This window comes from Dyella sp. ASV21, assembly GCF_016428975.1.
In the GTDB taxonomy this organism is placed as follows: domain Bacteria; phylum Pseudomonadota; class Gammaproteobacteria; order Xanthomonadales; family Rhodanobacteraceae; genus Dyella.
The window spans coordinates 27489-40504 of the sequence record NZ_JAELTT010000010.1 but is presented as its reverse complement, the minus strand read 5'-3'; the positions used below and the strand labels follow the sequence as shown (position 1 = coordinate 40504).

Annotated in this window: 11 protein-coding genes; 8 read left to right on the top strand and 3 right to left on the bottom strand. The window is 64.5% G+C overall.

Translation table 11 applies throughout. The features are described from left to right. The first annotated feature begins 15 nt into the window (after positions 1–15). Positions 16–1917, top strand: coding sequence for an acyl-CoA synthetase (locus JHD67_RS05495; RefSeq protein ID WP_199098127.1), 1902 nt, complete (start codon positions 16–18; stop codon positions 1915–1917). A 71-nt stretch (positions 1918–1988) separates the two neighbouring features. Here the strand turns inward: JHD67_RS05495 and JHD67_RS05490 are convergent, their stop codons facing one another. Beyond that, the gene (locus JHD67_RS05490) at positions 1989–2195 is read right to left on the bottom strand and encodes a CsbD family protein (protein WP_199098125.1); all 207 of its coding nucleotides are present in this window, start codon (positions 2193–2195) and stop codon (positions 1989–1991) included. Between the two features lie 253 nt (positions 2196–2448). On the opposite strand from JHD67_RS05490, the gene JHD67_RS05485 reads away from it, so the two are divergent. The 5 genes from JHD67_RS05485 to JHD67_RS05465 all read left to right on the top strand — a co-directional run bounded on the left by JHD67_RS05485 (position 2449) and on the right by JHD67_RS05465 (position 6790). Then, a complete protein-coding gene (locus JHD67_RS05485; RefSeq protein ID WP_199098123.1) occupies positions 2449–3000 on the top strand; it encodes a DUF308 domain-containing protein in 552 nt (183 codons plus the stop codon). Between the two features lie 233 nt (positions 3001–3233). Continuing rightward, positions 3234–3740: a nuclear transport factor 2 family protein gene (locus tag JHD67_RS05480; protein ID WP_199098121.1), complete on the top strand. Its 507-nt coding sequence runs from the start codon at positions 3234–3236 to the stop codon at positions 3738–3740. A gap of 59 nt (positions 3741–3799) precedes the next feature. Continuing rightward, positions 3800–4894 carry a histidine kinase gene (locus JHD67_RS05475; protein WP_199098119.1) on the top strand — a complete coding sequence of 365 codons (1095 nt, stop codon included), beginning with the start codon at positions 3800–3802 and terminating at the stop codon, positions 4892–4894. Then, positions 4891–5622 (top strand): LytTR family DNA-binding domain-containing protein, encoded by a 732-nt coding sequence (locus tag JHD67_RS05470; RefSeq protein ID WP_199098117.1) that lies wholly within the window; start codon positions 4891–4893, stop codon positions 5620–5622. The genes JHD67_RS05475 and JHD67_RS05470 overlap by 4 nt, the downstream gene beginning before the upstream one ends. Before the next feature lie 25 nt (positions 5623–5647). Continuing rightward, entirely contained in the window at positions 5648–6790 is a 1143-nt protein-coding gene (locus JHD67_RS05465; protein ID WP_199098116.1) for an acyltransferase, read from the top strand. Positions 6791–6855: 65 nt separating this feature from the next. On the opposite strand, the gene JHD67_RS05460 is transcribed toward JHD67_RS05465, so the two are convergent. Together JHD67_RS05460 and queF are read right to left on the bottom strand one after the other, a co-directional pair. Continuing rightward, a complete protein-coding gene (locus JHD67_RS05460) occupies positions 6856–7446 on the bottom strand; it encodes a hypothetical protein (RefSeq protein WP_199098114.1) in 591 nt (196 codons plus the stop codon). A 142-nt stretch (positions 7447–7588) separates the two neighbouring features. Further along, positions 7589–8413 (bottom strand): NADPH-dependent 7-cyano-7-deazaguanine reductase QueF, encoded by an 825-nt coding sequence (gene queF, locus JHD67_RS05455; protein WP_199098112.1) that lies wholly within the window; start codon positions 8411–8413, stop codon positions 7589–7591. A gap of 328 nt (positions 8414–8741) precedes the next feature. On the opposite strand from queF, the gene JHD67_RS05450 reads away from it, so the two are divergent. Continuing rightward, positions 8742–10913 carry a penicillin acylase family protein gene (locus JHD67_RS05450; protein WP_233171656.1) on the top strand — a complete coding sequence of 724 codons (2172 nt, stop codon included), beginning with the start codon at positions 8742–8744 and terminating at the stop codon, positions 10911–10913. A 475-nt stretch (positions 10914–11388) separates the two neighbouring features. Continuing rightward, positions 11389–13008, top strand: coding sequence for a S8 family serine peptidase (locus JHD67_RS05445; protein ID WP_199098110.1), 1620 nt, complete (start codon positions 11389–11391; stop codon positions 13006–13008). Positions 13009–13016: the final 8 nt, after the last annotated feature.

Genomic DNA, 13016 nt, shown 5'->3' with positions numbered 1-13016 from the left:
ACCCCGGAGAAGCACATGCCCCATATTCAAACCCCGATCCGTAGCCTGGCGGATGTCGAGGCGCTGGAACGCGTACCGCTGGCCCAGCGCGATCTGCCACCGAATACCTACGAACTGTTGCGCCGTTCCGCCGAGCGTTACGGGGACGCGACGGCGATCTGCTTTCTTCCCCAGGGCGTGGTCGCCGACGTGCCGTGGAAAGTCAGCTACCGCCAGCTGTTCGCTCGCGTTACCCAGGCCGCCAATGCGTTTCATCGCCTGGGTGTACGACCGGGCAAGGCGGTGTCTTTCCTGTTGCCCAACCTGCCGCAGACACACTACACCTTGTGGGGCGGCGAAGCGGCGGGCATCGTCAATGCGATCAACCCGCTGCTGGAGCCCGAGCATATCGCGCAACTGGTGCGTGCCGCCGATTCGCAGCTGCTGGTGACGTTGGCGCCGTTCCCAGGGAGCGACCTGTGGAACAAGGTGGAGGCGCTGCGCGCTTCGTTGCCGGCGCAGTGCCGTGTCGTGGTGGTGGACCCGGTCAAGCAACTGGTGGAGCCGCAGCGATCGGCCGTTGCCGCGCAGCGCGGTCCGCTGCCGGAAGGCGTACTCGATTTCGACGCGCTGCTGGATGACTGCCCGGATGACCGACTGGAGAGCGGGCGTGTGATCGCCCCCGAGGACATCGCGTCCTATTTCCATACCGGGGGCACCACCGGAGCGCCCAAGCTCGCCCCGCATAGTCACGCCAATGAGGTGGCGATGGCCGAGATCATGGGGCTGTTCACGCAGTTCAGCCCGACCGATGTGGTGCTCTGCGGCCTGCCGCTGTTTCATGTGAACGGGGTGATCGTGACGGGGCTGGCGCCCTTGATGCGCGGCGCGCGCGTGTTGCTTGCCGGCCCGCTGGGCTATCGTCATCGACCCTTGTTGCACGATATCTGGGCGCTGGTGGAGCGTTACCGCGTGTCCTTCATGAGCGCGGTGCCGACGATCTATGCCGCGCTGCTGGACATTCCCAGCGAGGGCCGCGATCTGTCCAGCCTGCGCTTTGCGCTATGCGGCGCCGCCTCGCTGCCGGTGGAAGTTCTTCGTCAGTTCGAGTTGCGCACCGGCGTGCAGATAGTCGAGGGCTACGGCTTGACCGAGGGCACCTGCGGCACCAGTTGCAATCCGCCGGAGGGCGAACGCCGGGCGGGTTCCGTGGGCTTGCGCCTGCCGTATTGCGAAACGCGGATCGTGGTGCGCGACAGCACGGGCGCCCACGTGCGTGACGCGGTGACCGACGAGATCGGCCAGGTTTGCCTGCGCGGGCCTACGGTGTTCAGGGGCTATCTGCACATGGAGGCGTGTGCCGATCATTGGATCGAAGGCGGCTGGTTCAATACGGGAGATCTGGGGCGTATCGATGCGCAGGGTTACCTCTGGCTCACCGGGCGCAGCAAGGACGTCATCATTCGCGGCGGTCACAACATCGACCCGCAGGCCATCGAAGAGATTTTGTATCGCCACCCGGCGGTAGCCATGGCCGCGGCGGTGGGCAAGCCGGATGTACGTGTCGGCGAGTTGCCGGTCGCCTATGTGCAGCTCAAGCCCGGTGCGCAGGCGGATGAAGCCGAGCTTATCGAACACGCTGCCAACCAGCTCTCCGAGCGTGCGGCGGTACCCAAGAACATCTGGTTGCTCGAGGCCATGCCGCTGACGGCGGTGGGCAAGATCTACAAGCCATGCCTGCGCATGGATGCCGTTCGTCGCGTGCTGCAGCACGACGTGGACGCCATGGGTATACCCCTGCACATCGACGTATTGCCCGATGAACGGCACGGGCAGAAGGCAAGGCTCATCGGCACGCTCGACCAGGGCGGGCGCGCCGCCCTGGCGGAAAAACTGGGCGGCTATGCGGTGCATCTGGAGTGGGTGGATACCCACTGAACCCTCTCCCGCACCTTGGTAGACCGCGGTATGGCCCTCTCCCCGAAGGGAGAGGGCGAGGATCCTGACGATCAGTGGTTGTGAAGCTTCTTTTCGAACGCCTTCACTTGCTTGTCCGCTTCGTCGCGCGCGATACCGTAGCGCTCCTGCAACTTGCCGGACAGGTATTCCGCATTGCCCTCGGTGACCTTGAGGTCATCGTCGGTGAGCTTGCCCCAGTGCTGCTTGATCTGACCACTGAGCTGTTTCCACTGACCCTTGATGGTGTCTTGATTCATGGCATGTCCTCTAGGTGGGGAAGTGCAATGCGCATTGCGGGGATCGATTCGACCAGCGCACGAGTTAAAGCCATGTGGGCATGATGTTGGCTTGTGTGGCAACGGTTCACGCGTGTATGTCGCGGCCTGATACCACTTTCGCGCCGCGTCGACATCAAAGATGCGTGGATGGCGTCTCTCAGGGGCTGGCGACAACGCAATTTCCTGGTGCATGGCACAGGTGTCTGCGCCGCAACGGTGGGGAGACAAAACTATGAGTTCTGTTTTGCAGCGCGGCATCGGCCGCACCGGCTGGTTGCTGGTGATTTACGGCATCATCTCGATCCTGTTTGGTTTGAGCGCCTTCATCTGGCCGGGTAGCACCATAGTGGCGCTGGCCTGGGCGTTCGGCATCATGGCGTTGGCGGAAGGCATCGCCAGCGTATTCGCGCTATTTCAGCGGCATGGTGGTATTTCGCGTGGATGGCTGGCGTTGTATGCGTTGGCATCCATGGTGTTTGGTCTCCTGGCGATCTGGCATCCGCTGGCGGTCGCCAATGTCTTGCTGGTCTTCCTTGCCGCCTGGTTGGTCGTGGCCGGCATCTACCGCATGGTGTTCGCCGTTCGCGTGCGCAAGGAGATCCGTGGCGAATGGATGATCGCCTTGAGTGGCCTGCTCGCCATTGCACTGGGTGTGTTGTTCGTCGCCTATCCGGTGGCGGGTCTGCTTACGGTGGCGATCTGGATCGGTGCGGCGGCGGTGTTCTATGGCGTACTGCAGCTGATCGCGGGTCTGCGGCTGCACCGCTGGAAGGCGAGCTTCTAACGCTGCGCGATCGCTGTGGGCAACAGCGGGGCGCCCTTTGGCGCCCCGTTTGTTTTCTGGGTGCTATGGGATGCCATGGACGTTCTTCGTGAGGGCCGGCGATCGGCGTAGCCACGACGCGTGCCGCGGGGCGCACGGTTCACCGCAATCCATGCACGGCCAGCCGCATAACGCTGGCGTGCACGCCGTATCGACGGCTTAATGCGGCTCCTCGCCCTTGCTGGAGCTGCTTCATGAAGCGTGTGCCGTCTGCCGTGATACTGCTGGCCTCGCTATCGATGTCGGCTTATGCCGGGCCCGGCGATGACAAGGCACATGCCGCCGATCGCGTCGAGATCCAACACCTGGTGGAGCACTTCAAGCGGGCCATCGTCGCCAAGCAGGGCGACGCGCTTCAGGCGATGTTTCTGCCGGGGGCTTCGTGGTTTCAAGGCACCGCCCCCACTTCGCTGGCAGCCATCCGTGCGAAGCAGCCGGAGGCGAAAGCCGTGGCGCCGGGGAGCTATGCGCAGTTCGCCCGTTTCGTCAGTAGCGCGCCCAGGCCGATCGAGGAGACGTTCGATAACGTGCGCATCGACACGGATGGCATCGTCGGTACGGTGTCTTTCGACTATCGGTTCCTCGTCGATGGCAAAGCCACCAACCACGGCATGGAAACCTGGCAGGTGGTGCGTACGGCTGAGGGCTGGAAGATCAGCGCGATGCTGTATTCCGTGACCCTGGATGACATCAACGGATGATCCCTATAGGGTGCGCCGTGCGTCCGGCAGTGGGGCCGGCGCCCCTTGCGAGCAACACCATGACGAGCATTTCGCGCCCCGATCCATCCGGTGGACTACCGCTGCGCGTCGCCCTGCTGGCGGGCCTGCCCATCGCCCTGTGCATGGGCGTGATGGCATTGCCGGAGTTGGGGCATGCCTATGCAGGCGCGTATCGCGCGTTCTACGCGGCCTGCTATCTGGGCTGGATCGTCCCGCTCAGCCTGTTTCAGCGCATGCTGTGGCGGCGCGATGCGTCCGCGCGCCTTCGCGTGCCGCTGCTGCTGGTGGCGACGTACGTGGCTTCGGTAATCAACAGCGCGTTGGCGCTTGCCGCGGCCGTTCACGCGGGGCTGGCGCCGGCGTTTCAGCTTCGGCGCATCTTTGTTGGCCTGGACGGCTGCTGGCTGGCGCTGATCGCCTTTTGCGCGGTGCACGAGTTGCTGCATCACTACGATGCCTTGCAAGCCGCTCGCCAGCGCGAGGCGCAGGCCGCCGCACAGGCGCGGGAGGCCCAGTTGCGCGCCTTGCAGTATCAACTGCATCCGCACTTTCTGTTCAACACGCTCAACAGCATTTCGGCCCTGGTAGCCGATGGCCGAGGACAGGACGCCACGCGCATGATCGCGCGGCTGGGTGATCTGTTGCGGGCCACGCTTGAGCGCAGCGATACGCCGGAGGTGACCCTGGCCGATGAGTTGTCGTTGACCGAACACTATCTCGACATCGAAAAGGCCCGATTCGGCCAGCGCTTGCAGGTGAACATGCGCGTGGGGCCGGGATTGCTGCAGGCCAAGGTGCCGCCACTGCTGTTGCAGCCGCTGCTGGAGAACGCGATACGCCATGGCATTGCGCGGCGCGCGATGGGGGGAACGGTGAGCCTGCGAATCGATGCCGAAGACGACCAACTGGTGATGACGCTGCATAACGACGGTGCGCCGCAAGCGGAAGAGCCGCACGCGCAACGACCCTCGGCGATCGGCCTGAGCAACCTGCGCCAGCGCCTGCGGACCTTGTACCCGGAGACGCATGCGCTGAGCGTGGCGAAGACTCCCGAGGGCAGCTATACCCTGCGCATTGGCTTGCCACTGCGACGGGCCGCCCTGGCGCCCACGTCGCACGAGCGAGCCGCATGATGCGGGTGCTGGTGGTCGATGACGAACCGTTGGCCCGCGATGGGGTGCGTGCTCGCCTGGCCGCGCAGCCGGATGTGTCGTGCGTGGGCGAGGCAGGCGATGGGGATGCTGCGGCACAGGCCGTGCAGGCGCTGCGGCCGGACCTGGTGTTCATGGATGTGCAGATGCCCGGGCCGAGCGGCATCGAGGTGTTGCGCCGCCTGCCGCCCTCGGTACGGCCACTGGCGGTGCTGCTTACCGCTTACGATCACTTCGCCGTGGCGGCTTTCGAATTGCAGGCCTTGGATTACCTGCTCAAGCCCATCGACGATTCGCGCTTTCAGGAGTCGCTGGATCGTGCGCGGGCCGCGCTGCGCCATCGCTCGCAGCCCGGCGTGGATACGGCGGCCACGCCCTGGGTCGAGCGCTTCAGCGTGCGGATCGGGCAACGCATCGCGGTGATCGACGCCAGCGACATCGATTGGATCGAGGCGCAGGACGACTATGCCGGCCTGCATGTTGGATCGCGCGTGTACTTATTGCGCGAATCGCTGCACCAGCTGAGCCTGCGACTGGACCCTCGCCGCTTCGTGCGCATTCACCGCTCCACCATCGTACGGGTGGACCGCATCGCTGAAATGGAGGCGCTATCCAATCGCGATTGCCTGTTGCGCTTGCGCGATGGCACTCCACTGCGCGCCAGCCGCACCTACATCGATCCACTGCACGCCGCGCTCGCGGCGCGTTGACTCTCACTACGGAACCTGCAACGACATGCGCTTTCCCGGTCTGGACCTGCTACGCACCGTCGCCATTCTCTGGGTGATGGTGTTTCACTCTTATCTGGTGGGCGGGGTGGGTGACCATCTCGCCGGCGCCGAGCAGTACGGCTGGATGGGCGTGGACCTGTTCTTCGTGCTGAGCGGTTACCTGATCGGCACCCAGGTGCTGCGGCCGTTGGCCGCCGGGCACAGCCTGGATTTCTACGGCTTCTATCGCCGCCGCGCCTATCGCATCCTGCCGGCGTTTGTCGTAACGCTGGCCTTGTACGCCCTGTGGCCAGCGTGGCGCGAAACACCGGGAATGCAGCCGCTATGGCAGTTCCCCACGTTCACCTTCAACCTGCTGTTCGACCAGCCGGATAACTACGCGTTCTCGCATGTCTGGTCGCTATGCGTGGAAGAGCACTTCTATCTACTGTTTCCGATTGCTGCGCTGTGGATGCTGCGCAAGCCAGCGATCAAGCCGTCGATAGGGCGCTTCGCCCTGCTGGGCGCGTGCATCGTCGGGGGTGGCATGGTGTTGCGTGCATGGTTGTGGCTGCACTGCTACCAGCCTGCGCGCCTGGCCGATGACGGTAGCTCGGGGCTGATGTTCCTTCGCTACATCTACTACCCGACCTATTCCCGCCTCGATGGTCTGCTGGCTGGGGTGGCCTTGGCCGCGTGCGCGGTGTATCGCCCAGGCTGGATGGCATGGGTGCAACGACAGGGCAACCTGGTGCTGTTGCTGGGGCTCTCGCTGTTGGCCGCTTCCATCGCGCTCTTTCGGCAGCGCACGGGCTTCGCCGCCACGGTGGTGGGCTATCCCCTGTTGTCGCTCGCCCTGTTGGCGCTGGTCGCGGCAGCCAGCGGCGGTACGTCGCTGTTGGCGAGGGTGCGCGTACCGGGGGCGGCGTGGTTCGCCGGTATTTCCTACAGTCTGTATCTCTGCCACAAGGGCATGTTGCATCTGGTGCACGAACATGTCGCCGAACGCCTGCAACACCATCATTGGCTGTTGTTCGTGGCGTATGCGATGGCGACCCTGGCCGGTGGCGTCTTGCTCCATTACGCCGTGGAGCGACCATGCCTGCGCTGGCGCGACGCGCGTCGCCGCGCAATGCCCGCGCGCATGCTGGACGAAGCGGTGGGCTGACCGCGTTGCGCGCAAAAAAAGGGCGCCCCATGGCGCCCTTTACGGGTGGCAGTGTGCGTTTCGGCTTAACTGCGAATTTCAAAGTTCTCGCTGGCGACCGGCTTGCCGTTGAGTGAAATCTGCACGCGGTACTTGCCCTGCGGCCACGCGTTGGGGTTCTGCACCTTGAACGTGGTGGTGGCCGGTCCATCGGTAGCAATGGATTCGGTGGTGCTGCTGAAGGTCTGGCCCTTGCCTTCCTCGTAGCTCCAGGTGGCATTCAAGGTGGCGCTGTCGGCGCGGCCCACGGTGTTGACGGCCGCGTAGATGGCCTTGTCTTCCGGAGCGAAGTGGCGCTGTTCCTTACTGACCGCCAGCGAGCGATCCACCGCGCTGCCGAGCGTGACGGCGGCGACCTTGATCTCGTTGTGGGCAGGGACGCTGGCCATGCCGCCGCTGGCGGGCGAGGAGGCAGGCATGGCGGGCGAGGACATGGCCGGTGCCGGTGCCGTGCCTGCCGGCGGAGGCGAAACAGGCATCGTCGGCGCGGGTGCGCTGGTGGCCGGCGCAGGGGGTGTGGTGTTGGATTCCTGCTCGTTCTTGCCGCACGCGCTGAGCATCAGCAGGCCGGCAAGGGTCGCGCAGTACATGGCGGTGTGGCGTACGTGAGCGTTCATGACTGACCCCGTGGCTAGTGACGGAACACAGCGGCTCATCGTGGATGCGACGAGCCGCTGTGCAGAGACAGGGTAGCCTTGCCGCACTGAAGCCCCCTTAAGCGAGGGCGTGGGCTGCGACATTGGCTTCACATCGTGGGTTTTACTGGCGTGCGCCGCGCGGATTGCCGGGTGTTTCGGTGCCGGTGCTGCGGTAAGGGTTGATATCCAGGCCGCCGCGACGCGTGTAGCGCGCGTAGACGCTGAGTTTCTGTGGGCGGCAGCGCGCCATCACGTCCACGAAAATGCGCTCCACGCACTGTTCGTGGAATTCGTTGTGATTGCGGAAGGACACCAGATAGCGCAGCAAGCCCGCCGGGTCGATGGGCGCGCCGCGGTAGCGGATCTGCACGCTGCCCCAGTCGGGCTGGCCGGTGACCGGGCAGTTGGAGCGCAGCAAGTTGGAAACCAGCGCTTCCTCGATCACGGGGGCGGTGGCGTCCGCTTGCAGGTAATCCGCGCGCGGCGGGCCGTAGTCGTCGATGTCGACGGTGAGTTCATCGACCAGCGTGCCATCCAGGTCGGTCACCGCATGCCCGCGTGCCTGCGCGTCGCTCAGCGTCACCGATACCGGCGCACCGGCCGCGGCGGAGAGGTCGCGCACCAGCGTATCCATCAGGGTGGCCGTATCGGTCAGGCGTTCCTGCGAAAAGCCATTGAGGTAGAGCTTGAACGATTTGGACTCAATGATATGGGGCGAAGCGGCCGGCACGCGGAATTCGGCCAGCGCCACCACCGGTTTGCCACGCGCGTCCAGCCAGGACAGCTCATAGGCGTTCCAGATGTCCTCGCCATGGAAGGGCAGCGGCAACGTCACGCCGATTTCCTCGCGCTTGGCGCTGCGGGGAATGGGAAACAACAGGCTGGGATCGTAACGGTCGGCGTAGACGGTGGTCTTGCCGAGCGGGGAATGTTCGGGAGTACTCATGGCGCCCATTGTACCGCCCCGGCGGCGACGGTCTGCGTCGATCAGGCCCCGTCGTGGCTCGGGCCATGCCGGCCAGCTCGGCGTGAGGCCAGCCGGGTACCCACACGCGCCGCGCCGCTGCGCCGGCAGAACGCCTCGGCGGGCGGATGGCAGGCGTGGTCCTTCGCGGACACGTCGCGCTGCTTGCCTATCGGCAGGCGCGGCGGCTTGGCTACTATCGGGCAATAGTCTGGGGATACCACCAATGCGGGATCAGCGCATGAGCAAGGGGAGCGGAAGCATGGGCGTGCAGACCACGGGGATGAAGCGGCACCGTGTGGTGCCGGGCATGCTGGCCGGTGCGGTGTGTGTGGCGCTGGGTCTGGTCGCTGCCGGCGCGCACGCGGCGAGTGCGGACCTTGCGCGCTGGCAGCATCAGGCGCAGGCGGTGACCATCACCCGCGATGACTGGGGCATTGCCCATGTGCATGGCAAGACCGATGCCGATGCGGTGTTCGGCATGGCTTACACCCAGGCCGAGGACGACTTTCCCCGCGTCGAAACCAATTACCTCAACGCGCTGGGCTGGTTGGCTCAGGCCGAAGGCGAGCAGGCGATCTGGTCGGACCTGCGCCAGCAACTGTGGATCGATCCGTTGCAGCTCCAGCGCCTGTACGCGCAAAGCCCTGCATGGCTGCGTGAGCTGATGAACGCCTGGGCCGATGGCCTCAACTATTACCTCGCCACGCATCCGGACGTGCATCCACGCGTGATTACGCATTTCGAGCCGTGGATGGCCTTGAGCTTCAGCGAGGGCAGCATTGGTGGCGATATCGAGCGCGTGTCGCTGAAGGACTTGCAGGCGTTCTACGGTAAAGCCGGCGATACGGTGGCCTTCGCGGATACGCCATCAAGCTGGGTGGAGCCGACCGGTTCCAACGGCATCGCCATTGCACCCAAGCTCAGCGCGGACGGTCATGCGCTGCTGCTGATAAATCCGCACACGTCGTTCTTCTTTCGCTCCGAATTGCAGATGAGCAGCGATGCGGGGCTGGATGCCTACGGCGCGGTGACCTGGGGACAGTTCTTTATCTACCAGGGTTTCAATCCGCACATCGGCTGGATGCATACCTCCACCACCGCCGATGTGGTGGACGAATTCGCCGAGACCATCGTGCGCGATGGCAGCACGTTGAGCTATCGCTATGGCGGCGCGCTGCGACCCGTACACGCGCGCGACATACGGGTGGCCTATCGCAAGAGCGATGGCTCGATGGGCACGCGTACGTTCACCACCTACGCCACGCATCACGGTCCCGTGGTACGCGAAGCCGATGGCAAATGGATCGCCACCGCGCTGATGAACAAGCCCATGGAAGCGCTGGAGCAGAGCTGGCTGCGCACCAAGGCGAACGACTTCGCCAGCTTCATGAAGATCGCCGAGCTCAAGGCCAACTCGTCCAACAACACCATCTATGCGGACGACCAAGGCCATATCGCGTACCTGCATCCGCAATTCATTCCCAAGCGCGATAACCGTTTCGACTACACCAAGCCGGTGGATGGCAGCGATCCGGCTACCGATTGGCAGGGTCTGTTGCCGCTGGACCAGGGACCGCACCTGCTCGATCCGCCCAACGGCTGGATCATGAATACCAACAACTGGCCTTACTCGGCCGCGGGTGCCTACAGTCCCAAGCGCGCGGACTATCCGCGCTACATGGATAGCGTGGGCGAGAATCCACGTGGCCTGCATGCGTTGCGCGTACTCGGCGATCGTCGGGAGTTCACGCTGGCGTCGCTGATCGATGCGGCGTTCGATTCGTATCTGCCGGCGTTCGCGCGGCAGATACCCATCTTGGTAGCCGACTACGACGCCCTGTCCGCCACCGATCCGCTGAAGTCCAAACTGGCGGGCCCCATCGGCTTGCTGCGTCATTGGGATTTCCGCTGGGGTATAGCCTCCATGCCGACGTCGCTGGCCGTGTTCTGGGGCGATACGTTGTGGGACAAGGTGGACAAGTCCGATGTATCGGAGAGTCTTTCCGTCTACGACATCATGGCCGAACGCGCCGGTGCCAAGGCCCGCCTGGGCGCACTGGCCGAAGCCGCCGATCGACTCGAACGCGACTTCGGCAGCTGGGGTGTGCCCTGGGGCGAGGTGAATCGCTATCAGCGCCTCAATGGCGATTTGGTGCAGCCCTTCGACGACAGCAAGCCCAGCATCCCGGTGCCGTTCACGTCGTCGCGTTGGGGTTCGCTGGCTTCATTTGGCGCGCATCGCTGGCCGGGCACGCGTCGCTATTACGGCACCAGCGGCAACAGCTTCGTGGCCGTGGTGGAGTTTGGTGACAAGGTGCAAGCACGCGCCATCACCGCGGGCGGTGAAAGCGGCCACCCTGCATCGCCGCACTTCAATGACGAGGCCGAGCGTTACACCACCGGCCATTTGCGCAAGGTTTATTTCTGGCCGGACGACCTGCAAGGCCACATCGAGCGCGTGTATCAGCCGGGAGGTTGAGCACGCGCAAGAACCTTCATGCTTTCCATGCCGGCAGGGCCTGTGCACTAACGCACAAAGTTTTGTAGGTGCCTTCGATGAGGCAGCATGTTTTTGCGATGTCTTCACATAGGTAATGAGGGAATCGATCTGTCCGAGAAATCTTGCGAAAGGTGAGCTTCGGTAAGCGGCGACTCATCGATTTCGGGATGTTCGCGGACGATGTGGGAAAGCGAGAAGTGAGGTTCGGCCAGCGTTCGCGTTCCGTGTCGACCAGGCGTCGCTCGCGGTAACAAGGGCACAAATCCAGCAGCTCGCACCACTCACATCCCTCTTGCGGCGCTTTTGGGGAGGCGCCGCGTCTTGATCAAGGCGATATCGAAGGTTCGAGTCATCGAGCCATCGCGGCGACGTGCACCCGCATGCATGCCGCGATCAGGCCCGGGCGCGCTGGGGCGTAGAGCCTTCGATCCTATGTTGTAAAGGAGAGATCACCATGAAGAACGCTCTTAAGGTGCAAGGTTTGGCCGTCGCACTCATGCTGGCGCTCACCGCTGAGGCGGCCGCTGTCGAGTTCGGTACCTCTCCGCCGCCATCCCCCAACTTCGATGTCAGCGCGTTACAGACGAATCAGACGTATACCGGCTTCATCATCACCTACAAGGACGGCAGCGCCGAGCGCAGCCATGCGAGCGTCGCGGTGCAGAACGTGGGGGTGGCTGTCAGCCGCGCCAGGTTGATGACCGCCAACCGGGCCACATCGCGCGCCATCAGCGTGCGTTACGGCCGCAAGCTGGCCACCGGCGCCGATCTGGTAGAAACCGATCGCGCCCTCTCGTCGAGCGAAGCGGCCACGCTGATCCGCCAGATCGCCGCCGATCCGGCAGTGGCGTTTGTGGAGCCGGAGTACATGCTGCAGGCGGTGAGCGATATCGAGCAGGAACCGGAGCCGGAGCCCGCGGGCGCGGCCGCGTTTACCGCGCCCAACGATGACTACTATGGCGGCTACCAGTGGGACTATCTCGCCGCGAACGGCGCGGGGTTCTACGACAGCACCCAGCGCATCGACATTCCCAACTGGGGGGGTACCCACACCCAAGACGCGTGGCGTCTGGCGGATGGTGCCGGCATCACCATCGCCAGCCTCGATACCGGCGTGACCAACCATCCGGATCTCAACCTGTCGATGGTCGATGCGGGTTACGACTTCATCACGGCGGCGTCGACTTCCGGCCGCGCGACCAATGGCCGCGTGCCGGGTGCCTGGGACACCGGGGACTGGGTTGTCGCCGGTCAATGTTCCGGTAAGGCCGCGGCGAACAGCAGTTGGCACGGAACGCACGTGTTCGGTACCGCGGGCGGGCAGGTCACCAACAATGGTGTCGGCCTTGCAGGTACGGCGTTCGGCGCCAGGGTGGTTCCGGTACGCGTGCTGGGTCATTGCGGTGGCTCCAATGCCGACATCGCCGATGCCATTACCTGGGCTTCCGGCGGTCCCGTTGCCGGCGTGCCGGCCAATGCGAACCCGGCGCAGGTCATCAGCCTGAGCCTGGGCGGAAAGGGCACTTGCGCGGCCACCAGTACGTTGGCAACGGCGATCACCGGAGCCATCGGGCGTGGCGCCACGGTGTTGGTGGCGGCGGGCAACGACAACGCCGACGTCGTCAACTACTCGCCGGCCAACTGTCCTGGCGCCGTGGTGGTCGCATCCACGGGTACCACCGGCGCGCGTTCGTATTACTCCAACTACGGAGCCTTGGTAACGGTGGCCGCGCCGGGTGGTGGCGTCTACAAGAATGACGCTGCCAGCGGTACGCAGGTCAACACGGGCTTCATCTGGTCGGCGGGCAACACGGGCAAGACCGTGCCGGTTGCTGGCACGTATAACGGCAAGGCCGGCACCTCGCAGGCAACGCCGCATGTGGCGGGTGTGGTGGCGTTGATGCAGAGCTATCGCCTGTCGCAGGGCAAAGGGTTGCTCACGCCAGCGCAAGTTGCCTCGTTGTTGAAGTCGACCGCTAGCGTGCCGCACGTGGCGCCCAGTGTCGGTGCGCCCATTGGCGCCGGCATCGTCCATGCCTACGCCGCCGTGCAAGCGGCGGGTGCCCAGCCGTAAACGGTCAT